This window comes from Methylotuvimicrobium sp. (genome assembly GCF_050611805.1).
Classification (GTDB): Bacteria; Pseudomonadota; Gammaproteobacteria; order Methylococcales; family Methylomonadaceae; genus Methylotuvimicrobium.
In genome coordinates this window covers 202,623-228,032 of record NZ_JBNGHF010000001.1, presented here as the reverse complement: position 1 = coordinate 228,032, position 25,410 = coordinate 202,623, and the positions used below count along the sequence as shown (strand labels likewise).

The 25,410-nt window shown below is 48.0% G+C and carries 22 protein-coding genes; 6 read left to right on the top strand and 16 right to left on the bottom strand.

The window, feature by feature from the left end; genetic code table 11:
• On the bottom strand, window positions 1–375 hold the full coding sequence (locus ACRJJO_RS01015; protein WP_431064125.1) for a MarR family EPS-associated transcriptional regulator: 375 nt from the start codon (window positions 373–375) through the stop codon (window positions 1–3).
• A 502-nt stretch (window positions 376–877) separates the two neighbouring features.
• Window positions 878–1,135 (bottom strand): YcgL domain-containing protein, encoded by a 258-nt coding sequence (locus tag ACRJJO_RS01010; protein WP_431064124.1) that lies wholly within the window; start codon window positions 1,133–1,135, stop codon window positions 878–880.
• Between the two features lie 86 nt (window positions 1,136–1,221).
• Here ACRJJO_RS01010 and ACRJJO_RS01005 point away from each other — a divergent pair, with 86 nt between their 5' ends.
• Window positions 1,222–1,812 (top strand): lysostaphin resistance A-like protein, encoded by a 591-nt coding sequence (locus tag ACRJJO_RS01005; protein ID WP_431064123.1) that lies wholly within the window; start codon window positions 1,222–1,224, stop codon window positions 1,810–1,812.
• A gap of 23 nt (window positions 1,813–1,835) precedes the next feature.
• Here the strand turns inward: ACRJJO_RS01005 and ACRJJO_RS01000 are convergent, their stop codons facing one another.
• The 3 genes from ACRJJO_RS01000 to ACRJJO_RS00990 are packed head-to-tail and all read right to left on the bottom strand — an operon-like array spanning window position 1,836 to window position 9,509.
• A complete protein-coding gene (locus ACRJJO_RS01000; protein WP_431064122.1) occupies window positions 1,836–3,995 on the bottom strand; it encodes an EAL domain-containing protein in 2,160 nt (719 codons plus the stop codon).
• The gene (locus tag ACRJJO_RS00995) at window positions 3,992–4,396 is read right to left on the bottom strand and encodes a response regulator (protein ID WP_431064121.1); all 405 of its coding nucleotides are present in this window, start codon (window positions 4,394–4,396) and stop codon (window positions 3,992–3,994) included. The genes ACRJJO_RS01000 and ACRJJO_RS00995 overlap by 4 nt, the downstream gene beginning before the upstream one ends.
• A complete protein-coding gene (locus ACRJJO_RS00990; RefSeq protein WP_431064120.1) occupies window positions 4,389–9,509 on the bottom strand; it encodes an AAA family ATPase in 5,121 nt (1,706 codons plus the stop codon). The genes ACRJJO_RS00995 and ACRJJO_RS00990 overlap by 8 nt, the downstream gene beginning before the upstream one ends.
• 400 nt (window positions 9,510–9,909) lie before the next feature.
• Between ACRJJO_RS00990 and ACRJJO_RS00985 the strand changes: the two genes are divergently transcribed.
• Window positions 9,910–10,392 carry a hypothetical protein gene (locus ACRJJO_RS00985; protein WP_431064119.1) on the top strand — a complete coding sequence of 161 codons (483 nt, stop codon included), beginning with the start codon at window positions 9,910–9,912 and terminating at the stop codon, window positions 10,390–10,392.
• Between the two features lie 5 nt (window positions 10,393–10,397).
• Here ACRJJO_RS00985 and ACRJJO_RS00980 read toward each other — a convergent pair whose 3' ends face one another.
• From ACRJJO_RS00980 to ACRJJO_RS00970, 3 genes are read right to left on the bottom strand one after another with little or no spacing between them, the layout of a single operon-like run.
• The gene (locus ACRJJO_RS00980; protein WP_431064118.1) at window positions 10,398–12,032 is read right to left on the bottom strand and encodes a serine/threonine-protein kinase; all 1,635 of its coding nucleotides are present in this window, start codon (window positions 12,030–12,032) and stop codon (window positions 10,398–10,400) included.
• 46 nt (window positions 12,033–12,078) lie between these two features.
• The gene (locus tag ACRJJO_RS00975) at window positions 12,079–14,217 is read right to left on the bottom strand and encodes an adenylate/guanylate cyclase domain-containing protein (RefSeq protein ID WP_431064117.1); all 2,139 of its coding nucleotides are present in this window, start codon (window positions 14,215–14,217) and stop codon (window positions 12,079–12,081) included.
• The gene (locus tag ACRJJO_RS00970) at window positions 14,217–14,945 is read right to left on the bottom strand and encodes a hypothetical protein (RefSeq protein ID WP_431064116.1); all 729 of its coding nucleotides are present in this window, start codon (window positions 14,943–14,945) and stop codon (window positions 14,217–14,219) included. The genes ACRJJO_RS00975 and ACRJJO_RS00970 overlap by 1 nt, the downstream gene beginning before the upstream one ends.
• A gap of 874 nt (window positions 14,946–15,819) precedes the next feature.
• Here ACRJJO_RS00970 and ACRJJO_RS00965 point away from each other — a divergent pair.
• Together ACRJJO_RS00965 and ACRJJO_RS00960 are read left to right on the top strand one after the other, a co-directional pair.
• Entirely contained in the window at window positions 15,820–16,485 is a 666-nt protein-coding gene (locus tag ACRJJO_RS00965) for a Crp/Fnr family transcriptional regulator (protein ID WP_431064115.1), read from the top strand.
• A 298-nt stretch (window positions 16,486–16,783) separates the two neighbouring features.
• Window positions 16,784–19,459, top strand: coding sequence for an MGH1-like glycoside hydrolase domain-containing protein (locus ACRJJO_RS00960; RefSeq protein WP_431064114.1), 2,676 nt, complete (start codon window positions 16,784–16,786; stop codon window positions 19,457–19,459).
• Window positions 19,460–19,827: 368 nt separating this feature from the next.
• On the opposite strand, the gene ACRJJO_RS00955 is transcribed toward ACRJJO_RS00960, so the two are convergent.
• From ACRJJO_RS00955 to ACRJJO_RS00945, 3 genes are all read right to left on the bottom strand, one after another.
• A complete protein-coding gene (locus ACRJJO_RS00955) occupies window positions 19,828–20,118 on the bottom strand; it encodes a hypothetical protein (protein WP_431064113.1) in 291 nt (96 codons plus the stop codon).
• Window positions 20,119–20,238: 120 nt separating this feature from the next.
• Entirely contained in the window at window positions 20,239–20,529 is a 291-nt protein-coding gene (locus tag ACRJJO_RS00950; protein WP_125217589.1) for a hypothetical protein, read from the bottom strand.
• Window positions 20,530–20,649: 120 nt separating this feature from the next.
• The gene (locus ACRJJO_RS00945; RefSeq protein ID WP_125217589.1) at window positions 20,650–20,940 is read right to left on the bottom strand and encodes a hypothetical protein; all 291 of its coding nucleotides are present in this window, start codon (window positions 20,938–20,940) and stop codon (window positions 20,650–20,652) included.
• Between the two features lie 333 nt (window positions 20,941–21,273).
• Here ACRJJO_RS00945 and ACRJJO_RS00940 point away from each other — a divergent pair, with 333 nt between their 5' ends.
• Window positions 21,274–22,215: a cation diffusion facilitator family transporter gene (locus ACRJJO_RS00940; RefSeq protein WP_431064112.1), complete on the top strand. Its 942-nt coding sequence runs from the start codon at window positions 21,274–21,276 to the stop codon at window positions 22,213–22,215.
• A gap of 158 nt (window positions 22,216–22,373) precedes the next feature.
• Here the strand turns inward: ACRJJO_RS00940 and ACRJJO_RS00935 are convergent, their stop codons facing one another.
• From ACRJJO_RS00935 to ACRJJO_RS00915, 5 genes are all read right to left on the bottom strand, one after another.
• Window positions 22,374–22,604, bottom strand: coding sequence for a hypothetical protein (locus ACRJJO_RS00935; protein ID WP_125217593.1), 231 nt, complete (start codon window positions 22,602–22,604; stop codon window positions 22,374–22,376).
• Window positions 22,591–22,863, bottom strand: coding sequence for a BrnT family toxin (locus ACRJJO_RS00930; protein ID WP_431064111.1), 273 nt, complete (start codon window positions 22,861–22,863; stop codon window positions 22,591–22,593). The genes ACRJJO_RS00935 and ACRJJO_RS00930 overlap by 14 nt, the downstream gene beginning before the upstream one ends.
• A gap of 67 nt (window positions 22,864–22,930) precedes the next feature.
• Window positions 22,931–23,392 carry a hypothetical protein gene (locus tag ACRJJO_RS00925; RefSeq protein ID WP_431064110.1) on the bottom strand — a complete coding sequence of 154 codons (462 nt, stop codon included), beginning with the start codon at window positions 23,390–23,392 and terminating at the stop codon, window positions 22,931–22,933.
• Between the two features lie 441 nt (window positions 23,393–23,833).
• Window positions 23,834–24,124 (bottom strand): hypothetical protein, encoded by a 291-nt coding sequence (locus ACRJJO_RS00920; RefSeq protein ID WP_431064109.1) that lies wholly within the window; start codon window positions 24,122–24,124, stop codon window positions 23,834–23,836.
• A gap of 122 nt (window positions 24,125–24,246) precedes the next feature.
• Window positions 24,247–24,537, bottom strand: coding sequence for a hypothetical protein (locus ACRJJO_RS00915; protein ID WP_431064108.1), 291 nt, complete (start codon window positions 24,535–24,537; stop codon window positions 24,247–24,249).
• A 632-nt stretch (window positions 24,538–25,169) separates the two neighbouring features.
• Here ACRJJO_RS00915 and ACRJJO_RS00910 point away from each other — a divergent pair.
• Window positions 25,170–25,313, top strand: coding sequence for a hypothetical protein (locus tag ACRJJO_RS00910; RefSeq protein WP_431064107.1), 144 nt, complete (start codon window positions 25,170–25,172; stop codon window positions 25,311–25,313).
• Window positions 25,314–25,410: the final 97 nt, after the last annotated feature.

Genomic DNA, 25,410 nt, shown 5'->3' with positions numbered 1-25,410 from the left:
TTACTCATCCTGACCTCCTTGCATTGCCGCACCGTCAACCTCCTGTGCCAAAGCCTCAATTTCTTGCTTTAACAATTCGTATTCAGCCAACTTAATATCTAGAAAACGCTTGGTCAATAAGGTTTTTTCCGCGATGCCGCTTGGCGTCAATAAATACACATAAGCCAATCGGTTTTGGCTATTGCGGAAGTTATGCATTTTTATCAGTCCGCGGCCTAACAGCGCTTTTAGGCAATAATTGACTTTACCCAAACTTACACCAAGATTTTCCGCCAATTCCCGCTGATTCATCTGCGCATTATTTTCTAACAGACGAAGCACGCGTAAGTGCGTTTCATCTTGCAACTGAGTTGACGTTTTAACGTCGTTAACCATGGGTTTTTATTCGGTAGGAATAGGAGGTGTGCCTAGCAATATTGCTTACTCAAGCCAACAAATATTGATAGTACCGATCGATTTGGATTTCAAATTACTCCCTTTATAGTCAAAAAATGGCTAACTTTATGAAGGTATGGGGTTTGGCTAGCGAGGATGTCGGCAGAAGGGAACGCTGCCGTCAAGCCCCCATGGACGGGTTTACCCAGCACCTAAATTCCATAGTTCATTGGCTATGGTTAACTATCTGGGATAATTTAGGTGCTGGGTGAACGGCGGTCCTCGATAGACACATCTCATACCTTTTATTCTTAGACGGTTTTTCGATCAAAAGGGAGTAATAGCTTCAGGCACGCTACCGCCCTACTGTGTCACGATCAGCAAGCGCGGTAACTCTGTTCAACTATTGAACAAACTATAACACCGATTGTTTGTAAGGAAAATAAAAAATTGCTGCATAGACCGACGAGAAGGCTAAGATGTTAAATACTCAACAAATGAATCACTGGATCTTTTCCGATCCGGGAAGCAAAGTCGGCGGCATTTGCACGAAAAAGCCTTTGGCCTTAAGACTTTCTATGACTCTCTCCGAATTTTCGCGTGCAAGTTTACGGTCCGCTGTCAACTCCAGCTCCATCACGTATTGCATCGGACTGATCGATTTGAACAAAGTATCCGGCACTTCGGTGAAATCGTCTTTTTTATCGAGATACAAATAAAGTTCTTCTTTTTTTAGACTTTTATAAATAAAACACTGCATAATCGGGTTCTTTTAAACGACAACGGATTGAGCATTTTAGCTGTTTTTGTTTAGAATCCCTATGCCGATTAATTAACGATTCCCTCATGGCCAAATCTTCATTCGACTCTTCCCGCTTTTTTACCACCGCCTGCAATTTCGAAGGCTCGCTGATTCTAGTCGCCGCTTTGTTGGGCTGGTTTGCCGGTATTAATCCTTTTGCCGATCTTTATTTTTCCGAACAAGCGCTTTTTCACGGTATTGTCGGCACGGTGCCGTTATTTATATTTTTTTTCGCACTTGAGCAAATCAATATCCCATCGATTCGTAAAATTCGCAGCCTATTGGTCGACACCCTAGGTTCCGGGCTGAAAACATGCCAATGGACCGATATTTTTTTTCTCGCCGCGATCGCCGGATTTTCAGAGGAGTTATTGTTTAGAGGATTGATTCAACCGTGGATCGAAGCCTCTTGGGGAATGGCTGCGGGACTTATCGGCAGTAATATCATTTTTGGATTGGTCCATGCCGTGACACCGCTTTATGCGCTACTGGCAACCTTAATCGGTATTTATCTCGGCTTGGCAATGGACTTCGGCGGCGAAAGAAACCTGATGACGCCGATGATCATTCACGGGCTTTATGATTTTCTGGCTTTTTTGATGATCATGAAATCGTTCCGTCACGGTAGCGAATAGCGGTGTTTTTTTCTTTATTTTTCTTATTCGCCCAACGGCTCGGGACGACCCAACCAAAAGCCTTGGGCATAGTCGACGCCTAATTCCAATAAATGCTGATAGATCGCTTCGGTTTCAACGAATTCGGCAATGGTTTGTTTACCCAGCAAATGCCCAATTTCATTGATCGATTTGACCATCGCCAAATCGACCGGATCGCAACAAATATCCTTGACAAACATTCCGTCGATTTTTAGAAAATCCACCGGCAGATTTTTCAGGTAGGCGAACGACGACAAGCCGCTGCCGAAATCGTCCAACGCAAAACAGCAGCCTAGCGTTTTCAAGGCCCCCATGAATTGAGTCGCTTGGTTCAAATTGGCAATCGCGGCGGTTTCGGTCACTTCAAAGCAGAAGCGATCCGCCGGTAAATTGAATTTTTTTAGCGCCGCCTGAATACAGAGCTGAGCCGAATCTGAACCGAGCGTTTGCCCCGATAAATTTATCGAGCACATCGACAGATCGGCCAGCGCGCCAGAATGTTCGGCAAACCAAAGCAGCGTATTTTCGATGATGTATTCGTCGATTCGACTCATCAGGCCGTAGCGCTCGGCGGCCGGAATAAATGCGCCGGGCAGAATGATTTCTCCGTCCGCACTCAAAATCCTGACCAAAATTTCATAGTGTTCGCCACCTTGCATGGCTGTACTGTAGATGGGCTGACGGTATAATTGAAAGCGTTGATTATCGAGCGCGTCGTTGAGTTTGGCGACCCATTGCATTTGCCCGGATAGCCGGCGAATTTCCTCGTCGTTTTTTTGATAGACAAAAACCCGGTTACGTCCGGCATCTTTCGCGGCATAACAAGATGCATCGGCGACCATTAACAAATCGTTCAAGCAATTAAATTCGTCGGTAATCGCCATTAAGCCGATGCTGACACCGATATGAAAGCTTTGGTTGTTCCAGTTGAATCGATAATCGGCAATGATTTCGCGCAGTTCGTCGGCCAGCCGTTCGGCTTGCTCGATCGCGCAATGTTCCATCAGCACCCCGAATTCGTCGCCGCCCAAGCGCGCCAATGTATCCCGTTTACGTACCTTACGCTGCAATAATGAAGTCACCTGCTTGAGCAGTTCATCACCTGCGGTATGTCCGCAAGTATCGTTAATCACTTTGAATTGATCGAGATCGAGATAGCAAAACGCGAATTGATCTTCGCATACTTTACGAGTCCGCAATACGCGGTTCAACCGCGATTCGAATTCGCGGCGATTGACCAAGCCCGTCAAGGGATCGTGCGACGCTTGATAGGCAAGCTCTCTCGATAAACGGCGGGCGTGACTGACATCGCTGAATACCAAGACCACGCCTTGAATTTCGTTACCTTCCCCGCGAATCGGAGCCGCCGAATCCTGTATCGCATATTCGCGGCCCAATCGATCGATTAAAACTGTGCCGCTTACCAGAATTTTCGCCTCGCCCTCGGATAAACATTGCGCGACCGGATTCGGCAATGGCTTTCGGGTTTTTTCGTCGATAATATGGAAAACTTCGTCGATAGGACGGCCGAGCGCTTCGGCATGCCGCCATTCGGTCAGTTTTTCGGCGGCGGGATTGATGAATTCGATCCGGCCGGTATTGTCGGTAACGATTACCGCATCGCCGATCGATTTGAGCGTAACTTGGGCTCGCTCTTTTTCCTGCGTCAACCTTTCCTCGGCCCGCTTGCGGTAATCGATTTCCAAACGCAGTTCGGCGGTACGTTCTTCAACCAATTGTTCAAGATGCTGGCGATAAGATTCCAGTTCCGCCTCGACCGCTTTCGCTTTTAAAACATTGTCGATTGTAATCGGGATGAGATGCAGATATTCGCCGTTGAGATCCTTGGTCAAATAATCGGCGGCACCCAGTTTCAGAGCTTTCACGGCGACGGCTTCGTTGCCGCTACCGGTCACAAAAATAATCGGGGTTGCCATCGGAATATAATCGACGATATCGAATGCGGTTCCGTCGCCGAGCGCATGGTCGGCCAACACGATATCGAAGGTCTGTTTTTTCAACAGATCAACCGCTTCAGCCACCGATTCTGCAATCGTATAGTCGTAAGGTAATTGTTCTTGTTTGACAAAGCGCTTGAAACTCATCTGATCAGCCAAATCGTCTTCGACCAACAGCAAGCTCACCGGCTTTTTCCTGGTCATGAACGCTGCGTCCAATAAGGCTTAAGCACCTGGATTGCGTCTAAAAACTGTTCGTAATCGACCGGCTTGAGAATATACCCGGAAATTCCTAAGTCGAAACAACGGTCGACATCCTGCCTTTCTTTTGATGAGGTCAGCATCATGACCGGAATATTTCTGAATACCGGATGCTCTTTGAGATGTTTCAGGCATTCGTGACCGTTCATCTTAGGCATGTTGATATCGAGCAAAATGATGGCCGGCAAGCCTTGTTCTGGATTGCGTAAATATTCGAGCGCTTGTTCGCCGTCATGCACAACCAGCAATTCATTGAGGACGCCAAGTTTTTTGAAACTCCGCTGAACGGTCATCACATCGACCTGATCATCCTCGACCAAGAGAATGGGTTGTATGTTATTCATGTTGTGCGGTTTTCGGTATTGTAAACAAAAAATTGCAACCGCAGCCCGGTTCAGACTCGATCCGGATACGGCCGCCCCAGTTGTCGACTATTTTTTCGATTAGGCTTAATCCGATACCGGTGCTATCGGATTGATCCTTTGGTGCGAGCGTTTGAAACAGTTGGAAGATTTTCTCCTGATAGTGTCTTGGGATGCCCGGACCGTTATCTTTGACGCTGAATTCCCAGCTGGACTCGTGTTCGCGGCAACTTATTTCAATAACCCCATGGCTTTTATCGTTATATTTGATCGCATTATCCAGTAAATTTTGAAAAACCTGAAATATTTTAAGCTTTTCTCCTACGATCGTCGGTAAGCCAGCTTGCACTTTGATTTCGATATGCGGCGGAGGTGCGATATGCTTAATCATTTCTATTAATAACACATTGATGTCGATTTTTTCGTCAGGTTCTTTAATGCGCCCAACCCGCGAATACTGCAATATACCGTCGATCATCTCATGCATGCGTTTTGCCCGGCTTTGCAATAAGGCCATTTGCTCCTTGCCGTCATCATCGAAAACCTCTCGGTAATCTTCGGCAATCCAGCCGGATAATTGATTGATCGCGCGTAAAGGCGCTTTTAAATCATGCGATACGACATAAGCAAAACTTTTCAGTTCTTCATTGGCTTTATTCAATGCCGAGGTCCGCGCGGCAACCCGTTGTTCGAGCTCTTTATTGAGCAAATTGATTTGCAGCTGGCTTTGTTTCATTTCTTCGATCAACAAGGTGTTTTGCAGCGCAATCGCCGCTTGTGCGGTCAATAGCCGGGTCATTTCGATATCTTCGAGAGAAAACACCGATTTGATTAAACTGTTTTCCAGATACAAAACACCCAGGACTTGTTGTTGCATTTGCAACGGCAAGCATAATACCGATTTGAGTTGCCTTTTCTGTACCGTATCATCGGTTTTAAAATCGCCTTCGGCCCCAGCATTGTTCAAGACCACCAGTTCGGCGGTTCGATAAACATAATTGACGATCGCAAGGCTAAGGGTATCGACCGACAATTCGCTACCGTCTCGAACCTCGACATCGACCCGGTCATGCTTGACGCCTTTCGCCAATATTTTTAGTTGCCGATTCTCGGCAATCAGCAAATAACCGGTTTTCGCACCCAAGCGCGCCATCACCGATTCCATGATCGTCACCAGTAAGGGTTTGAAATCGAGTTGTTGCGTGATCGTTCGAGTCGCTCGAACCAAATAGTCGACATCGAGCAATTGCGCCAACGATTGCTCGGTCTGTTTACCCCTTTCGGTAACCGTAAACGAATATTGCTTCGCCAATTGCGCCGTTTTGATTTCGGCGCCGCATTGACGATAAATTTTAACGGCCCAATTCAAATGATACGAAGCATGATCGTGTTGTCTATCGAGCAGTATCTGTCCCAGCCGTTCGTGTAAAAATGCCTCCAAAAATAGAAATTGCCGCGACTTAGCCGAATCGATAGCATCCAAGCCATAGCGTCGTGCCTGACTGAAGTCGCCGGCATGACAAGCCCGTTCCATCATCATGAACAGCAAATAGGGCTTGAGAATCGGCCCCAACGAGGACCAAACCTCGACCCGCTCCAGGCAGCGCAAGAGATAATTTCGCTCCTGATCGTCCAATGTTTGATTTAGCCTCAAACCATTGACGTAACGAAATACATACCAGAGCCGGTTTAAAATATTGTCGCTTAGGCCCCGTAAATACGGCTCGGCCTTCGCCAGAAAAACGGCTGCCAGCCGATAATCGCCGAGATAATGGCTGCTAATTCCTTTTAAAGTGTAATATCCGCCGATCGACACGACATGCTTGTCTTGCTCCCAACGTTTTAACTTGGCATCGATTTTCGCCTCGGTTAGCTTATTTCGGCCGGCATTCATTTCATCGACCCAGCCAGCAAATACGCTTTCGGCAAGCCCGAGCGATAACGACAGATTAAATTTTTTCGAAAAGCGCCGGCACTCTTCGGCCACACTAATCACCTGATACAAATCGTTACCGCGATGGATCAAATGCCAAAGATAAGGCCCGTAGGACAAACCGGCGTTGTATAAATCGCCGCAATTTTTGCCGCGGTGAATATTTTGCTGACATTGCTGAATGATATGCTCGGATGACCTTCGATTATGCATATTGGTCCATAAAATGCCGTTGATTCCCTTGGTCGCGCCGAAGGTATCTGGGTAGCGCTCCGATAACGCGAGGCCGAGATCTTCGTATCGAAACGACATGTCGTATTTATCCTGACGCTGTAAATACAATCCGACCATCGAAAAACCGTAAATCACCGTTTCATCGACACCGCCGGCCAAACAGTTTTGCGTCGACTGAATCGCGGAAAGATACAATTGCGGCACCATGCCGGCCAAGTAATAATCCGGTATCAATTCGCTATAGATACCGGTTTCGATCCGCGTCGCGCGATCGCCGCTGGGCGTGATATCGAGAATTTGTTGCCAGACATCGTCATGCGCTTGATGAATTTGTTCCAGAATGCTTCCCGCACGCTGCAAGGCCTCATTGTCCTCTTCCGGAATCGCGCGCCCAAAATAGCTCAAACCGCGATTACCCAATTCAATCGCCTCTTTGAACTTGCCCATCGACGACAAGCCCGTGGTCTGCTCGTACAAGCAGTCGACCCGGTCCAGATCGATTTTAGCCTTAGCAATCAAGGTATTGAGTATCGCTTCCGAAGCCGGCTGATTGCCGAGCGCCATTTCGGTTCGTGCCAAATATTTATGCAAATCGAATAAAAATTCATAATCGATGTCCCAGTCCGGATTGGGATACAAGGCTTTGGCCTGCGCAAAGAAAAAATTGGCGTTATCCATCGCCAGTGCTTTCATCGCGGCAATTCCGGCATGGTAATTAAACACGGCCTCTTGTTTGAGCCGCTCCTCGCTGGGTTTTTGTGGACGACCGCCCTCTAAATGTTCGACGATCGCAAATAAATTCGCTTGCGTTTCGAGGTCGGCGTTTTCGGGAATCGCTTCAATATAGGCTTGTGCGATACGCTCGTGAACCTCGCGCTTTTTCGTTTCATCCATGAAACTCTCGACCGCCGCTTGAACTTGGTCGTGAAAAAAATAGAGTTGATTTTTTTCACGCAATAAAATGTTATCGACAAAGGCTTCCGACAGTAATTGATATAACACCGACATTTCGATACCGGCGGCGCGCGCCAAATCTTCGGCTTGAAAGCGCGCGCCCAGACAGGCTCCAATCATCAACATGTCGAGCGTCTGACGAGCCAACTTGGTAATTTTGTCCTTAAACAAATCCAATGCCGTATCGGGAATCTCGGTATGCCGTAAATGTTCGTCATCCCAAGTCCAAATGCCGTCATCGCCCAAATGCAAATGCCGGTAACTATGCAGCCAGCGCAAACTTTCATTGACGAACAACGGATTGCCCGCCGAGGTCTGAAATATGATTTCGGCCAATGCTTCGGTCCGAACCGGATAGGTATTGAGAATGTAGGCCGTCATCAAATTGACTTCATGCAAGCCCAAGGCATTCAGACGAATCTCCAATAAAGGCCGGTCATCACGCTTGATACGTTCGATCAAGCGATTCAATCGATGGCCGGCATCGACTTCGTTATGCCGATATGCGCCCACCCAAAACAGCCAAGGATATTCCGCCGAATTGTCGAATAGACTTTCCAGGACATCGAAGGTCGCGCCGTCGCACCATTGCAAATCGTCAATGAACAAGGTCAACGGATTTTCGGCGCTGGCCAAGGCAGCGATAAAATGCCCGATGGTATCATTGAAACGGTTGCGCGCTTCGACCGGCGGCAAATCGGCGACGCTCGGCTGCGGGCCGATAATCAGTTCCAATTCCGGCACCAAATCGATCATCAAGCGACCGTTGTCGCCCAATTGGTCGCCGATACGCTGACGCCAGTATTCGATCCTATCCTTATCTTCGGACAAAAAGGTTTTGATCAAGCTCGTGAACGCTTGTATCAAAGTACTGTAAGGTATGTGCTTCTTGAACTGGTCGAACTTACCGGATGTGAAATATCCGGAATGTGCGACGATCGGTAGTTGCAGTTCTTGAATCAGCCGAGTCTTGCCGATGCCCGACCAACCGGAAATCAATGCTGCACGAAAGACGCCCGAACAGACCTTATTGAATTCTCCCAACAATTGCTGCTTTTCCCTATCTCGACCGACCATTACCGAAGGGATCGTGATCCGGTTGCTGAAATCGCGCTGCTTCAATACGAAATTGTCGATACGCCGTTCCATCTGCCATTGCGTCAAACAAGTGCGCAGATCGTTTGCCAGGCCGGATGCGGTTTGATAGCGCTTTTCGGGTGCTTTTTCCAACAGCAATGCAATAATATTGCTCAAAGCCGTCGGTATTAGCGGGTCGATTTGATGTAAAGGCTCCGGCGTTTCGGCAAGATGCGAATGAACGATTGCGATCGGATCGTTAAATGAAAACGGTGCCTTACCGATTAGACAGGCATAAAGCACCATGCCCAAAGAATACAAATCGGTTGCATAATTTACCGTGTATTTGATGCGCCCGGTCTGTTCCGGCGAAAGATAAGGCAGGGTCTGTGTCCGAAAATGCGGATCGTAGATAAAATGACTGACCTGATTGATATCGAGGATACGAATGTCGTCGATTATCTGGACGGATAAATTATCCGGCCGTATCAAAATATTGGTCGGCTTGATACTTTTGTGAATATGCCCGGCTTTATGGATTTCTTCGAGCCTTTCGGCCAGCGCTACGGCAATCGTCAGCACACGTTCGATGTCGGGTTCAGAACCTAACGGCAAACATTCGGATAACGGCTTGGCATCGATATAAGGCTGGCGCAATACCAACCTGCCGTTTTCCCTACTGAGGTTTTCCGGAATTATGCTATGCGGCAAAGCCAACTGACTGAGCAAGTCGATTTGTTGTCGAACATAATCGCCAATACCCTTCACGCAAAATCGAAGCTTGATATCTTTTAAAACGACTAATTCCGAAGTACGAACATGCTGCGCTTTAAAAACATTCGCGTGCATGCTTTCGCCAAGTTTTTCGAGGATACTGTGATTTAAAAATTGGGTCATGCCATTAGGAGAGTCGCTGCGGGTTAGAAAAAAAGACCTAGGACACGACGACTATAGCATTTTCCCGAACAATGTCAGGGTTTTATCGACTTTAGGATCATAACGCTTTATAAATCATGAACATCAACAATTTTCAAAATATTTTGAACACCGTAGGGTGCGCATCGCGCACCTTTCCACGGCACCGAATCCGACGACAGATCCCAGCCCTAGGTGCGCGATGCGCACCCTACATCCGGCGCTTTCTAACCAATGATCACCAACAATTTCCAAGATATTTTGAGATTAAAACGCGGGAACACAGAAATTAGCTAAAATGGCTTTTTTCGGTAGCCTGGCTACCCGCCAACCTGAATTTTTTCGCAATCTACATGGTTATCACAAACTTACAGGAAGTCTCATGTCGAGTCACCATTCTTTACAACACAGTAACAACGATCTCAAACTTCATTGGACCGTCGCCGGGCTGACCCTTACAACCGTAGCGGCCTATTTGATTTTTTGCCATGTAGCCGGCGAACCATGGCGGATTAATCTTCCGGAAGATCAACGCGTCCTGATTCGTACCCTCTTTTATGTGTTGGCCATTATCGGTTTTCCGGTGACCAATCTGCTCCGCCATATTCAATTGCGTCTAAACCAAACCATGCCCGGGCCAAAGCCGGCCAAACAGCGCTATTTGCTTACCGTGATCGTATCGATGGGACTCGCCGAAACGGTCGCTTTGATGGGCTTGGTGATATTCCTGCTGGGAGACGATTACAACACCCTTTATATTTTTACCGCGTTATCGGTTTTGGCCGTGTTCCTGTACCGCCCTAAAGCCGATGAATATCGGGAAATAATTGTCGCGCTGGCAAGCCGGGAAGACGATGACGATTAATACATTCAGCGAATGGTAAATTCCAGTGTTTTGATGACGACTTGGTAGGTTTCTTTGAGTTTTTCCGGGTTAAAAACATCGATAGCATCGATCGGCAAAGCATCGGGGCTTGCTATCGCAATCACTTGGTCAGTACCTTTCGGCTCTCCGATATCGATTGTAAAATCGCCCTCTTCCGGCGGAATCCGGTAGCGCTTGCCGGGAAGACTGTAATTATTTTCCTGATAGGGATTGGGATATACCCAACCCACGGCACCCGCCGCATCGATTACGGCGATGTAGACATGCAAGGCTTGCTCGACCTGAAAATCGACTATTAAACTTTCTCCGATTTTAAAGTCGGTTTTGTTGATCGAAACAGTAAAGATATGCTCGGGTAAGGAATTTTGATCGATTTTGCCGTTTAACGGTGTTGAAACTTCGGAAGTTTCTTCATCAGCGACCGGCTTCTCCGTTTCATATTGAGCAGCCGTTTTATCGATCGGCCGTTCGGCTGGTCCATCGTTTTCCGGTTTTTCGATCGAATACTGCTCCCAATAGGGCCGAATCATCATCGCCGCCCCCAGCAATATTGCTACCGGCAAGACATAATACAAAGCCTGGTAAGGCTTGTTCCGGGATTCCAAACCTTTTAAAAACGCTTCAACACTATCGGTTCGATCTTCGCGCTTGAACTGCAGCCCCTTCTTCAATGCATTCCATTGCCGGGCATTGAGCGATCGTATCGCTTTGGGGCGGGCCTTTTTTTGCAAAGAATCGTCGGCACGCTGCCGGTTGAACGGATGAAAGCCGGCGAACAATTCATAAGCCACGCAAGCCAACGCATAAATATCGTCCCGAGGATCCGGCTTTTCCCCATGCAACATTTCCAGCGTTGCATAAGCCGGCGTCATGCCGCCAAGCACGCCGGCATCGAAACTTCCCACCCGGGAAAAATTCTGTAGCCGTGCGATACCGAAATCCAATATCTTGACTCGATTATGAATATCGATGAATACGTTGGAGGGCTTAAAATCCGAATGGATAATCCCTTTTGCATGCGCATGGCTCAACGCAGCGCAAATTTGCTTAATAATCGCCAATGCTTCGGACTGTTCGAGTCCCGCCGGATGGTTTTTGACGATTTTGTCCAGCGTAACGCCTTCCAGATATTCCATCGTCATGAATACGATCGGACCGTCTCTGTCGAAATCGTAAACGGTCAAAATATTCGGATGCGCCAGCGATTGGGTTTTTCTGGCTTCGCTATGCATGGCCTTCAATAATTCGGGATTAGCCCTGAACTCGTCATTCAGCACCTTGACCGCAATAAAGGCTGAATTGCCGGCTTCGATATCGCGCCGGTCCAAGGCTTTATAAACACTACCCATGCCCCCCGTTCCGATTTTCTCCAAAAGGTCATAGCGATTTTTCAATACCGAGCCCGAACCCGGAGTCACTGAGCCGTCGGCATAAGGACTTCCTTCATCAAAACCGGTCGCTGTTTTACCGATTCCGCCGGTCGTTCCGAAGAGTTCGTGCTGCGTTCGAGCCGAATATAAATCCGAATTGCCCTCTGTTCGGCGCGGCTTTTGTTGAATGATGGTTTCATCCGACTCTTTAGTTCGGTTGACGGCTGATTGTTTAGGATCTCGATCCATGGTTCGGTATGTGTTTGATGTCATTGAGCCGGGGAATGCGCCGGAATCATTTTTCGTCCAAATGCCAGACGCCGTCGGCGCCCAATAAGCGTCTTTCCAGCCATTTCGTTATCGTGCTTCGGTCCTTTCGATAAACTTCGGGACATTCCGATGTCGCCGAGCCATACGTTTCGATTCCGGTCAGCCAATTTTCCCAAGCGGCAATCGCATCCGACGAAAAACGCGGGTCGCCGGCATGACCCACGGCATATAAGTTTGCCGGTTCGTTCCTGCCCTTGACTTGCAGGCGCCCTAAGCGCCGGGCCGGATAATTCAATTGCCGGGCTGCGCCGATAAAGTCTTCGGTGACGATGATCTCGGTATTGAACAAGCGGGTCAGGCTTTCCACTCGCGCGGCCAGATTCATCGGATCGCCCAAAATACCGAATTTTCTGACGCCTTTTTTCGGCCCCAGATCGCCCATCACCACCGAACCCGCAGTCAAGCCGACACCGGCGTCGATAATCGCATGAATCCGTTTGAGCACATCGGCTTCAATTTTTCGATCATAGCGCTCTTCGAGCGTCGCAAAAAAACGTTTTTGCAATGTGACCAATTCCAACGCGGCCTGCAATGCATTGGCGCATGCCGATACATTCTCCCCTTCGTTGCATTGATAGGGCCAATAATAGCAAACCATATCGCCGACATAATCCTCCAACCAGCCATTGTATTTATCCTGAAGAATCAATGAGGTTTCACTCAAATAATCGTTCATTAGATTCAGCACTTCGGCCGGATCCTTAATGAAACCGGTCACGGTCGTATACCCGGCCAAATCGCTCATCAATACCAGCGCGAATCGACGCCGGTTTTGAAAGGTCTCGTTGGGTTTTAAGCTTATCAATAAATTATGAATTTGCCTCGGCATATAGTTGATAATCAGCTTGCCTTCCCGCGAACCGATGATCAAATGGATGCCTATCGTTTGGCCGACACCTGCGATAAAAACGATCATACTAGCCGTTACCGGCCAAAGTTGAACCAAGTCGTTCAAATAGCACAAAGACCCGACAGCCGCAATAAACAAGCCGCCGATAAGCCAAACAAAGCTCTGTTTCAAATAAGCGCCCGATAGGACGCCGATCATGGCCGCCGTCAAAAACAATGCCGCTTTTACCGGTAACGCGGGCGCTCTCGGATGATCTCGATTCAATAGCGTCTCGACCGCATCGGCCAAAAACTGCGCTCCGTGAGTCGGCAAATGAGGGCCGAACAAACCCGTCGTCATCGGCGTCACCAACACGTCGGTGGCTTCGTCGGGTGCAGTCAACTGAAACACGGCAACTTTATCCCTCAATAACGCGGCAGTCTGCTCTGCAATTTCGCTATCGCAAGACGCCAAGCGACTGACCGGTATCATCGGCCTATTGCCTTCTTCGGATATGACGAACTGCGGCTTGCTCAACCGTATTCGGCGGCATGGATGGCGGCCGTCGCATAGTTCATCATCGGGTCCGTGCAAATATTCGTCGCCGGTATTTTGCGGAAGGATAAATCGAGTCAGAGCAACGACGGCATGATCCGGGCTCAAATCCAACCATCGTGAGATGGGGCTGTTATTTTTAGTGACCAAGCGGTCGCTTGCTACCAAACCGTGTTCGGGTACTGCGAAAGCGGCCTCCAAGCCGTACAGCAAGAAATCGGGAAGCGCTTCTTGACCGCTAAAATAGGGGGCAATTTTGAAATGTTCGATAGCAAAGGCCGGCATTTGCAAAGGCGCGTTGCCTAATTCGCTATTACTCATTCGGCATTCGCCGGTAGGGGAAGCAGCACATCGAGGCTGCGACCATTGCACGGCGCCGGAGGGTTCGATACAAGCGGCATAAGGCATTCTGCCTTCCATTTCTTTCGAAACGACCGCGTCGAGAAAAACGCCCTTACCGCCAGCGGCAATAATTCGTTCCGTAGCTTTGGCAAAAAGCGGTAAAGCCTGTTTACGGCCGACATCGATCGGGACGCCGTGATCCAAAACCACAACCGCAGTGTACCGCCAATCTTCCCGTGCTTGAAAGACCAACGCGGAATCGTGTATCCAGTCGTCGATAGCGGTATCCGCCAAGCGGTCCAGAATCAAGCCGGCCAAAAATGCCGCCGCGATTAGCGGTATCAACACAATCCATCGGTTGATCGGTAAATCAAGCATCAAAAAGTGCGGGTAAACTTTTGGCCCGTTCTTGTTGCCGGATAACGGTAGTCTTTGATGACGGCTTCGACACAATCCGAAAACCGGCCGCCTTCAGATCCTATGGACGATAGCGTAACGGACTCGGCGCGCCCCATCGAATCGACGTTCCATTGAACCGTGATTTTGCCGTCGACTTGAAAAAGATTCCGGCACAGCCAGACTTCAGGCTCTATAGCCTCGAAGATTTCGTTGATGCCGGCCTGTTTTTCATCGTCCGAATAATTTCTCATCTTAACCGAGGTCGACATCGCAAGTTGCCCGCTGCCTGCGGTCTCGGAACGCTTGATCGCCGCGATAGCGCAAAAGAATGCGTTACTGCCGCCATGAACGCCGTCGCATTTGAGTTTATGGTCCACCCAGCCAGTGCAATTTTTCAAATCGGTCGGCGTAATCCACGGCAAAAACAGGCTCGATACCGTGACTTCGAGTGGTACGGACGAACCGTTTTGGCAAATGAGTTGAAAATCCGCATCGGTTTCGGGCTTAGGTAACGATTTGATCCATAATCTTGCGTCCCGGCTTAATTTAAAGACGGTCCCCAGGCCAACTTCGTTTCCCTTGGCGCAACGATCGTTTACGACTTCGACGCCTTGACTCTTGGCATCCAGATATTGGATGTTACTGCACTCCGAGGCCTGAACTTCAAGCCCCGTCAGTACTAAAAACGTAACGGCTATGGTTTTCATAACAAATGACCTCCGGCAAAACTCTGTTGAGTTACAACTTATTTCCTGATTAGCAAGTTTCTTCAGCTAAAGCGCAAAGATCAGCATATCCTTAGCAGGACGGGATTCGCAAGCCATGCGCGTCAAGTTAAAAACGGCCAACCCACATCACGCTCTTTCCCAAGCTCCAGCTTGGGAAACACACCCCGGAAGCTCCAGCTTCCTGAGACCGACACAACCTCCGCTCACTCTCAATCAACCCCGACTCGCTCGTTCAATCTTTCTTGATTGCCGGGAAGCTAGAGCTTCCTGAGCAGGTTACCCAAGCTGGAAGCATATTTTAGTTTTTGCGACTACGACTAGCCCCCTGCTCGGACTCTTGGCTTCAGTAAGCTGAAGCATCTTGCTAATCAGGACTTATTTTGACTACTCTATTGATAAAAGAACAATATTCGTCAACTTGCATTAAACGATTCGGGCTAAAACGCCCTTTCATTTATTATGGTAAGCAATTAATTCTTTAATGTGCTAGCTTTGTAAATCAATATAAGGAAAAGCGATTTTTGCCAATGTATACCTTTCGCACTTCAAATTTCGGCAGTGCCAGAGGAGGCGCCTGGGTGTTCGGTCGATTTTTGCTCCTGCAAAATCGACATTCACGCCATCCATGGCGCTCATAAAGGCTTTGCCAGCATGGAGCTGGCATAGAGCCTACATGGACGTATTCACCCAGCACCTAAATTCCATAGTCCATTGGCTATGCTTAACCATCTGGGATAATTTAGGTGCTGGGTTCACGGCGTCCTTTAACGGACACCCAGGCGCCGAATTTTGATCTACGACGGGTATAAATCGCCGAAATCATTACTTGATAACCAATCAAAGCAGAGTCGCCATGGCCACCGATATTGACATTTTAAGAAACAACGGTTTATTCAGCGAATTGAACGACGAAGAACTTACCGCTCTGGCAAAACTGACCCAAACCCGGACATTTCTGAAAAACTCGTTGATCTTATGCGAAGGCGATACTTCCAATGCCATGTACATCATACAAAAAGGCAAAGTCAACATTACCGTAACCAATGAAGACGGAAAAGAAATGATTCTTTCCACATTGCAAGCGGGAGATAATTTCGGAGAATTGTCCCTACTTGACGAAGCCCCTCGGTCCGCAAATGCCGTCGCCCTCGAAAAATGTGAATTGATCGTTTTGCACAAAGCCGAATTCGTACAGCTACTGACTCAAAACTCTGCAATCGCATTGGCGATCATACGTTATCTATGCGAGCGGGTAAGATTTTTGACGAGCCTAGCCCATGGCTTGGCATTATTGGACGTCTACGGACGGCTCGTTAAACTGATACAAAGCCTGGCCGAACGGAATCAAGAGGGCCAATTAGTCGTTGCGATACCGTTGACCCACAAAGATATCGCGATGCGGGTCGGCTCGTCGCGGGAGATGATCAGCCGAATCCTGAGCGAATTGGAAAAAGGCGGATACGTCTCATGCGAAAACAAACACATTAAAATCAACAAAAAATTACCGTCAGCTTGGTAAGGATTTGGTTATAAATAACGTCCCTATTTTTTGATTTAGGGTAGGCAAGTTCGGCAAGTCAATGATGCGGCTTGTTTAAAGCGTGCAGCGAGTTATTTCGGCAAAGGCTCAGCTATCGCAATTGAATTAAACATCGATAGGGAAATACGAACAATGTATACCCATCGTAGATCAAAATTCGGCACCGGGGTGCTCGGCCCCTCCTAAGGTACTGCCGAAATTTGAATTGCGAAAGGTATAAAACTCGAATTATAGATCATATCGATACCTCTTACCGGTCACTTCCAAGGAGTCGATCATGGCTGATTGTAACGAGCGCAAACGAATCGAAGAAAACCGGGGCGATATGCCTCCCTGGTGGTTATGGGGTCCCTATGTCGGCGAAAGGTCCTGGGGAACCGTCCGCGAAGATTACAGTCCGGATGGCGATGCCTGGCGTTATTTGCCCCACGATTTGGCGCGTAGCAAGGCTTATCGCTGGGGAGAAGACGGCTTGGCCGGCATCTGCGATCGCTATCAACTATTAGTCTTCGCCATCGCCTTATGGAACGGACAAGACCCGATTTTAAAAGAGCGCGCGTTCGGTCTCAACATGTGGGAAGGCAATCACGGCGAGGACGTCAAAGAATATTATTTCTATCTCGACAACACGCCGACGCACAGTTACATGCGTTATCTATACAAATATCCGCAGCGCGCCTATCCCTACGAAGCGTTGGTTCGGGAAAATCAAGCCCGGGGAGGACAAGGCCCCGAATACGAGCTGCTCGATACCGGACTATTCGACGAAAACCGCTACTTCGATATCGAAATCGAATACGCCAAAGCATCGCCCAGCGATATTTGCATCAAAATATCCGCAACCAACCGGGGACCCGACGACGCACCGCTGCACATACTTCCCCATCTGTGGTTTAGAAATACTTGGGCCTGGAGCGAACCGCGCAAACAGGCGCCGGAAATTAAATCAATCGATTCCCCGAATTCGCCCTATCGCTGCTTATTGGCCGATACCGCCAAGCTAGGTGCGCTACCCGGCCTACTTTTCCCTTACCGCTTACCCAATTACCATTTATATGCCGAAGGCGACTGCACGCCGCTGTTTACAGATAACGAAACCAATACCCTTAGAGTCTACGGTACCGAGAATACGCAGATTTACACCAAAGACGCGTTTCACCGCTACCTTATCGATCGGGAACCGTGCCTTAAACCCGACAATTCCGGTTCCAAGGCCTGTTTACATTATGCGTTCGATATCGAGTCTGGCAAAACGGCCGTAATTCATCTGCGTCTAAGCGAGCAACTCGTCGACGAGCCGTTCCGGGACGCGGAAAGCTTAATTAAACAACGCAAATCGGAAGCCGATACATTTTATCGAACGCTTCATCCCGAGCTTGCGACCGAACAAGAACGCTTAGTGCAGCGGCAAGCATTGGCCGGCTTGCTGTGGAGCAAACAGACCTATTTATTCGACGTACGCAAATGGCTCGACGGCGATTTGCCGAGCGCACCGCCGCCGGAATCGCGGCTAACCATCCGTAACCGGCACTGGCGGCATCTCAATTCGATGCGTGTGCTGCTGATGCCGGACAAGTGGGAATACCCTTGGTTTGCCGCTTGGGATTTAGCGCTTGCCAGCATCCCGATGGCATTGATCGATCCTCAGTTTGCTAAAGAACAGCTGTGGCTGATGTTATTCGAACAATTTCAGCATCCGAACGGTCAGATCCCGGCCTACGAATGGGACTTTTCCGATTTGAATCCGCCGGTACACGCGTTGGCGGTCTGGCGCGTTTACAACATGGAAAAGCGCTTGCACGGCCATGCCGACCGCGACTTTCTGGAGCGTTGTTTTCATAAACTAATGCTCAATTTCACTTGGTGGGTCAACAAAGTCGACAGCCAAGGCAATAATATCTTCGAAGGCGGATTCCTAGGCCTCGACAACATTTCGGTCGTCGACCGCAGCCAACCCCTGAACGGCGGCCAAACTCTCGAACAATCCGATGCAACCGGCTGGATGGCGATGTTCTGTTTGAACATGATGCGCATCGCCTTGGAACTCGCGTTGACCAACCGCACCTACGAAAGCCTCGCGACCAAATTTTTGGAACATTATATTTACATCGGCGCCGCAATGAAAAACATGGGCGGACGCCACTACCAACTTTGGGACGAAGACGACGGCTTTTTTTATGACGTGCTCCGACAACATGACGGGCATTTCGATAAGTTCCGGGTCCGCTCCTTGGTCGGGCTGATCCCGTTATTTGCCGTCGAACGCCTCGAAGCCGATTGGATCGCCCCATTTCCATCGTTCCGGGCCAATCTGCAATGGTTCCTGACAAACCGCAATCAATTCGCTCAGTTCAGTTGTCATCCCGTCGAACGGAACGGCCAAACCAATTATTTGTTGAGCATTCCGAATCAAGCTCAAATTAAACGCATGCTGGAACGCGTCTTCGACTGTAACGAATTCTTATCGCCGTTCGGTATGCGTAGTCTATCGAAATTCCATGCCGAAACCCCCTTCGAGTTCGGAGCGAGCAGCGTCCGCTATGAGCCGGGAGAAGCCGAATCCAAATTGAAAGGCGGCAATTCGAACTGGCGCGGTCCGATCTGGTTTCCGGTCGGTTTCTTAATGGTCGAATCGCTACGCAAACTGGATAAAGCCTTGGGTCCCGAATTCAAAGTCGATGTCATGTTGGACGATAAACCCGCTTCGCTGACTCTAGGCATGCTCGCCAAAGAATTGGCGGACCGCATGATCAAACTTTTTCAGCCGGGCTTCGATGGACGCATTCCCGCTTTCGGGGAAGACAGCCGTTTTCAGGAAGACCCGCACTGGCGTAATCTGTTACTCTTTCACGAATATTTTCATGCCGAAACCGGCAAGGGCCTAGGTGCATCTCATCAAACTTGGACGAATTTAGTGGCCGCGATGATCGACGAATGGAGGCGCGAAGAGTAAAGTTATGAATTCGTTTACGGACCGATGTGAAATGAAGGTACGCTGCGCGTACCTAATGATGGCACAAGGCAACACATGAAGGAACGTTAAACTACCGGCGGTACTGCTGTGGTACGCAAAGCGTACCCTTATGTTTCGAAATTGGTGTAGTATTAATTTCAACTACTAGTACGAACATAGCCTAAAAAAACACGTCCCTGTGTCATGCGGTAATCCATTAGGTCTTTCTCCTTACAGTAAATTTGTCTTCGGCGACGTTCATTCAAAAGACGGTGTTTAGGACTCTTCCTTAAAATCTCCTTTCCTGACGGAAAATCCAGGAGAAAATGGGAAATTAAACAAAGCCTAAACACTTAAGAATCGAGCTGTTAACGAATATCGACCGAACCGGTGTTCGCTACCGAATTACGGCCTATCGCTTGGGTGTTGGTCAAGGTGTTTTTAGACGCGTTGATCACGGTCGATTTTTCGACTTTCGAACCGACCACGTTGATAGAACCGGTGCTAGCGGCACTGTTGCGACCGATGGCTTGCGTGTTGGTCAGCGTGTTTTTGGAAGCGTTGATCAAAGTCGATTTTTCGATTTTGGAGCCTTCGGCCATTGCCGATCCGCTGAAGACTGCGACCAATGCGACTGCTGCTACTGTGAATTTTTTCATGACGTTTTCCTCTTGAGTTTTAAGTATTGGTTTTTTGTTACGGTTTTACTGTATCGTTTGGTTGTTTGTTTTGCGGTGAACCGTTCACGCTAAAATTGTGAACTATTCACCGCTTCTGTATTAGCGAATGTCCACCGAACCGGTGTTAGCCACCGAATTGCGGCCTATCGCTTGGGTGTTGGTCAAGGTATTTTTAGACGCATTGATCACGGTGGATTTTTCGACTTTCGAGCCGACCACGTTGATCGACCCAGTGCTCGCGGCACTGTTGCGGCCGATGGCTTGGGTATTGGTCAAGGTGTTTTTCGAAGCGTTGATCAAGGTCGATTTTTCGATTTTGGAACCTTCGGCCATTGCCGATCCGCTGAAGACTGCGACCAATGCGACTGCTGCTAATGTATATTTTTTCATGACGTTTTCCTCTTGTGTTTTAAGTATTGGTTTTTTGTTACGGTTTTACTGTATCGTTTGATTGTTTGTTTTGCGGTGAACCGTTCACGCTAAAATTGTGAACTATTCACCGCTTCTGTATTAGCGAATGTCCACCGAACCGGTGTTAGCCACCGAATTGCGGCCTATCGCTTGGGTGTTGGTCAAGGTATTTTTAGACGCATTGATCACGGTGGATTTTTCGACTTTCGAGCCGACCACGTTGATCGACCCAGTGCTCGCGGCACTGTTGCGGCCGATGGCTTGGGTATTGGTCAAGGTGTTTTTCGAAGCGTTGATCAAGGTCGATTTTTCGATTTTGGAACCTTCGGCCATTGCCGATCCGCTGAAGACTGCGACCAATGCGACTGCTGCTAATGTATATTTTTTCATGACGTTTTCCTCTGATTATTAATGGCTGATGTTGGGTTCAACCGTGCCGTTGAACTTGGGTACAGTATCCCGATTTGGAGAAGAAAACGCGGTGATCGAGTAACGCCGGTTCTGTGATTTATTCACGAACCGGATTTCCATGGATCATTGGCCATAGTATTTAATCGATCGGATTGACGAATCATAGAAAAAGTAAATTTATATTCTGATCACAGATCTTTCAAATTCAGGCGCGCCGCAATTCGATCTGGGTTTTGATTTAATTGAACCAATGTTTTTTATGTACAAGTGGTAATTTGGATAGGCTAAACTGCGTTTTTTAGGATTAAGTGGATGGCTGCCGAAATGAAATCATTGGCCCGCTACGGGTGGTTGTCGATCATTGCGGCTGTATTGACCATAGCGCTGAAGAGTTATGCTTATTGGCTGACCGGTTCGGTTGGCTTGTTGTCCGATGCGCTAGAGTCGTTAATTAATCTGGTAGCTGCGGTAATTGTGTTGATTTCATTGAACATTGCTGCTCGACCGCCGGATGAATCTCACTCATACGGCCACGATAAGATCGAGTATTTTTCCAGTGGTGCCGAGGGCATCATGATTTTGTTGGCGGCCGGCAGCATCGCTTACACAGCGTGGGAACGCCTTCTACATCCCGAACCTTTGCAGCAACTGGATGTCGGTATCGCCATATCCGTGTTTGCGTCGTTAATCAATCTGGTTGTTGCTAAAATTTTGATTACAGTCGGTCGCAGTCGGCATTCAATTACTTTAGAAGCGGACGGTAAGCATTTGATGACCGACGTGTGGACCACAGTCGGAATTGTCCTAGGTATTGGCTTGATCGCGTTGGGTAATCGGTTTCAATTGACGCTGGATTTTGCTGAGCAATTGGGAATGCAAGGCTGGGAGATTCTCGATCCGGTGATTGCGATTTTAGTTGCAATCAACATTCTTTGGGCAGGGTTACATCTATTGCGCCGCACTATTTCCGGTTTGATGGATGCTACGCTGCCGGAAGAAGAACTAGCCGAAATTGTAGGGGTGTTGGAGCAATTTATCGCTTCGGATCAAATTGCCTATCATGCTTTACGCACCCGATATGCCGGCGCGCGCCGTTTCATGTCGGTACATGTGTTGGTGCCGGGGCAATGGTCTGTACAGCAAGGCCATGATTTGCTGGAAACCATAGAACATCGGATCAAGGATAAATTCGACCATATCGATATAGAAACCCACCTGGAACCGATAGAAGATGCGGCTTCATGGCGGCATTAGGCAGGGAATGCGCGTAAATACCGGCTAAAGAGTTGTACCGCGTGCCTTTACTTAAGGCTTGGCGCAACGAAACTGGAACACGCATTATCGATTCCGGCCTTCTTAATTTCATCGTGTCTCCGGGTCACACTCCTAACAATTAGCTCAGCGACGTAGTTTTAGCGGAGTCCGCTGGAGCGTTGGGTTAGGCTGGCCGAATGCTGGGCTATTTCAATTAAATAACGCAATGCTTCATTTACAGCATCGGCGTTGGGGAACGCCGCAATCACATCCGGCTCTAAACGAACCGTATTGCAAAACTTTTTGCGGCCGGGTCCTAATTTTCTGACCTGTAAACCTTGCAAGTCGTATTCCGGCCGTAATTCATCTTCAACTTCATTCTTGTTCATATGCTTTTCGCTCCGATGTCGTTGCTTCTCTTGCGCTAATCAACCGAATGATATTGTTACGCTCCATATAAGAAACGAACAATAACCTCCCTTGTACTGATTCGCCTAGTAGGATAAAACGATGTTCTACGTAAGAATGGTCGGGATCGTAGAAATCCACGTATAACGGATCATCAAAAACCGTTTTTGCTTCCGCGAAGGAAACACCGTGTTTGGACAGATTGGCTGCCGTTTTGTTTTCATCCCACTCATATTCCATAAAAACTCATATTTCCGATTATGTAATACTTCCTTGCCCCCGCGCTGTCTTTTAGCGTCGGCCAAATTTAAGTGTTAAATGCCAATTTTTCTGCGTTTTTTGTCGATTCATCATATTCCCAAAACTCCACATCACTCGGCACTAGATGATTGTAAGTTCTCAAGTAGTACTCAGCAAGCGTTTCATTACGCTTATCGCTTCTGTCCTTAAGCACAAACATGATTTTTCTGTAATCTTCAGGGGCCACATAGAAATAGAACATGGCCTCATTCCATACGGTCATTTTGGCGCTAGGTACATTGTCACCAGACGTCCAGCGATGAGATTTACACTCAACTATTACTTTTTGTCTTTCACACCCTAAATCGAAGGCATGCTCTTTTTTAATAGTACCGACTCCTACTAGTACTTTTAAATCGGGCATCAGCTCTAATCCTTGACTCGAAAAAAACTCTTTCGCAACAATCTCAAAATCACGCCCAACGTGAGCATTGGATTTTGATCCTAACCTTTGAAATAGCTTATCCATTCTGGCATTTAATCTGGAAGATCACCTGCGTAGCGCAGCGAAGTCAGGTGAATCTTTTGGTTCTTGTGCATGTTACGGATTTCTAACGGCGAAAATTGGCAGAGATGTGAAAGTCTCATTTGATCTGTGTAACGGTAGTTTTAATCAGTAACTTGTCACAAAGAACAAGTCATTCTCTTGACCTGGATATCTTAACTGCATGAAACAACAGCTGACAAAGATAATCCTCGATCTTCTCTTGTTCTGCGGGATAACATCTAAATCGGACATGATATAAAAATAACTGGGGTCAGGTATGGGTTAAATGATACTGCATTGGCCTGCGTTTAATTTGTACCTGACCCTATTTATTTGACCCTAATTATTTAAAGGGTTTGTTACGGTATTAATTTATCGGTGTCCTATTGGTTTTGTAGTGAACTATTCACCACACCTTCGACATTAGCGTATATCGACCGAACCGGTGTTCGCGACCGAATTGCGGCCTATTGCTTGGGTGTTGGTCAAGGTGTTTTTAGACGCATTGATTACGGTGGATTTTTCGACTTTCGAGCCGACCACGTTGATCGAACCGGTGCTCGCGGCGCTGTTGCGGCCGATGGCTTGCGTGTTGGTCAGCGTGTTTTTCGAGGCGTTGATCAAAGTCGATTTTTCGATTTTGGACCCTTCGGCCATTGCCGATCCGCTAAAGACTGCGACCATTGCGACTGCTGCTACTGTGAATTTTTTCATGACGTTTTCCTCTTGAATTTTAAGTATTGAGTTTGTTTACCACGGTTTTAATGTACCGTTTGACTGTGTGTTTTGCGGTGAACCGTTCACTCTAAAATTGTGAACTATTCACCGCTTTTGCTTTAGCGAATGTCGATCGAACCGGTGTTCGCGACGCTGTCCCTGCCGATCGCTTGGGTGTTGGTCAACGTGTTTTTGGACGCGTTGATCACGGTCGATTTTTCGACTTTCGAGCCGACCACGTTGATCGAACCGGTGCTCGCGGCGCTGTTGCGGCCGATGGCTTGCGTGTTGGTCAGCGTGTTTTTCGAGGCGTTGATCAAAGTCGATTTTTCGATTTTGGAACCTTCGGCCATTGCCGATCCGCTGAAGACTGCGACCAATGCGACTGCTGTTACTGTGAATTTTTTCATGACGTTTTCCTCGGGTTTTGATTATTTGATTTAGTTAATACGGGTTCGAACGTTTCGTTGAACTTGGGTACAGTATCCCGATTTGGAGAGGAAAACGCGGTGATCGAGTAACGCCGGTTCTGTGATTTATTCACGAACCGGATTCCGATGAATCATTGGTCGTTGTGTTTAATCGATCGGATTGACGAATCATAGAAAAAGTAAGGAACGCGCATAAAATAACTTCCTCAAGTGCGCTGATGAATTTCCAGCGTAGGTGAGGATTTATCCGCACAGTGCGAATGAATTCGCACCTACAATCCCCCGATTTATTTCATGCCCATTACTAAGTTTATTCTGATCACAGATATTTCAAATTCAGGCGCGCCGCAATTCGAACCAGGTTGTGATTTAATTGAACCAATTTTTTTGAGTACACGTCGTAATTTGGAAGGGCTAAACTGCTTTTTAGGATTGAGTGGATGGCTGCCGAAAAGAAATCATTGGCCCGCGCTAGGTGTCACTGCCATTAAGTTAAGGGAACCCCGTCATTCCGCCATGGACTGGCGGAATCTAGTGCCATGGATGGCAGGCTTTTGGAGCACATTCGAGCCTGAATGCCAACATTACTTATTCTGTGACGGCTTAACTTAATGGCAGTGGATCGCCTGCTGCATCCGGAGCCTTTACGGCTACTGTATGTCGGTATCGCCATTTCCGTGTTTGCGTCGTTAATCAATCCGGTTGCGGCTAAAATTCTGATTACGGTCGGTCGCAGCCAGCATTCAATTACTTAGAAGCCGACAGTAAGCATTTGATGATCGACGTGTGGACCAAAGTCGGAATTGTCCCAGGTATTGGCTTGATCGCGTTGGACAATCGGTTTCAGTTGAC

Bases quoted from the DNA above. Each gene is read 5' to 3' on its own strand.
- ACRJJO_RS01015 (WP_431064125.1), bottom strand. From the start codon at position 375: ATGGTTAACGACGTTAAAACGTCAACTCAGTTGCAAGATGAAACGCAC.
- ACRJJO_RS01010 (WP_431064124.1), bottom strand. From the start codon at position 1,135: ATGCAGTGTTTTATTTATAAAAGTCTAAAAAAAGAAGAACTTTATTTG.
- ACRJJO_RS01005 (WP_431064123.1), top strand. From the start codon at position 1,222: ATGGCCAAATCTTCATTCGACTCTTCCCGCTTTTTTACCACCGCCTGC.
- ACRJJO_RS01000 (WP_431064122.1), bottom strand. From the start codon at position 3,995: ATGACCAGGAAAAAGCCGGTGAGCTTGCTGTTGGTCGAAGACGATTTG.
- ACRJJO_RS00995 (WP_431064121.1), bottom strand. From the start codon at position 4,396: ATGAATAACATACAACCCATTCTCTTGGTCGAGGATGATCAGGTCGAT.
- ACRJJO_RS00990 (WP_431064120.1), bottom strand. From the start codon at position 9,509: ATGACCCAATTTTTAAATCACAGTATCCTCGAAAAACTTGGCGAAAGC.
- ACRJJO_RS00985 (WP_431064119.1), top strand. From the start codon at position 9,910: ATGTCGAGTCACCATTCTTTACAACACAGTAACAACGATCTCAAACTT.
- ACRJJO_RS00980 (WP_431064118.1), bottom strand. From the start codon at position 12,032: ATGGATCGAGATCCTAAACAATCAGCCGTCAACCGAACTAAAGAGTCG.
- ACRJJO_RS00975 (WP_431064117.1), bottom strand. From the start codon at position 14,217: ATGCTTGATTTACCGATCAACCGATGGATTGTGTTGATACCGCTAATC.
- ACRJJO_RS00970 (WP_431064116.1), bottom strand. From the start codon at position 14,945: ATGAAAACCATAGCCGTTACGTTTTTAGTACTGACGGGGCTTGAAGTT.
- ACRJJO_RS00965 (WP_431064115.1), top strand. From the start codon at position 15,820: ATGGCCACCGATATTGACATTTTAAGAAACAACGGTTTATTCAGCGAA.
- ACRJJO_RS00960 (WP_431064114.1), top strand. From the start codon at position 16,784: ATGGCTGATTGTAACGAGCGCAAACGAATCGAAGAAAACCGGGGCGAT.
- ACRJJO_RS00955 (WP_431064113.1), bottom strand. From the start codon at position 20,118: ATGAAAAAATTCACAGTAGCAGCAGTCGCATTGGTCGCAGTCTTCAGC.
- ACRJJO_RS00950 (WP_125217589.1), bottom strand. From the start codon at position 20,529: ATGAAAAAATATACATTAGCAGCAGTCGCATTGGTCGCAGTCTTCAGC.
- ACRJJO_RS00945 (WP_125217589.1), bottom strand. From the start codon at position 20,940: ATGAAAAAATATACATTAGCAGCAGTCGCATTGGTCGCAGTCTTCAGC.
- ACRJJO_RS00940 (WP_431064112.1), top strand. From the start codon at position 21,274: ATGGCTGCCGAAATGAAATCATTGGCCCGCTACGGGTGGTTGTCGATC.
- ACRJJO_RS00935 (WP_125217593.1), bottom strand. From the start codon at position 22,604: ATGAACAAGAATGAAGTTGAAGATGAATTACGGCCGGAATACGACTTG.
- ACRJJO_RS00930 (WP_431064111.1), bottom strand. From the start codon at position 22,863: ATGGAATATGAGTGGGATGAAAACAAAACGGCAGCCAATCTGTCCAAA.
- ACRJJO_RS00925 (WP_431064110.1), bottom strand. From the start codon at position 23,392: ATGGATAAGCTATTTCAAAGGTTAGGATCAAAATCCAATGCTCACGTT.
- ACRJJO_RS00920 (WP_431064109.1), bottom strand. From the start codon at position 24,124: ATGAAAAAATTCACAGTAGCAGCAGTCGCAATGGTCGCAGTCTTTAGC.
- ACRJJO_RS00915 (WP_431064108.1), bottom strand. From the start codon at position 24,537: ATGAAAAAATTCACAGTAACAGCAGTCGCATTGGTCGCAGTCTTCAGC.
- ACRJJO_RS00910 (WP_431064107.1), top strand. From the start codon at position 25,170: ATGGCAGTGGATCGCCTGCTGCATCCGGAGCCTTTACGGCTACTGTAT.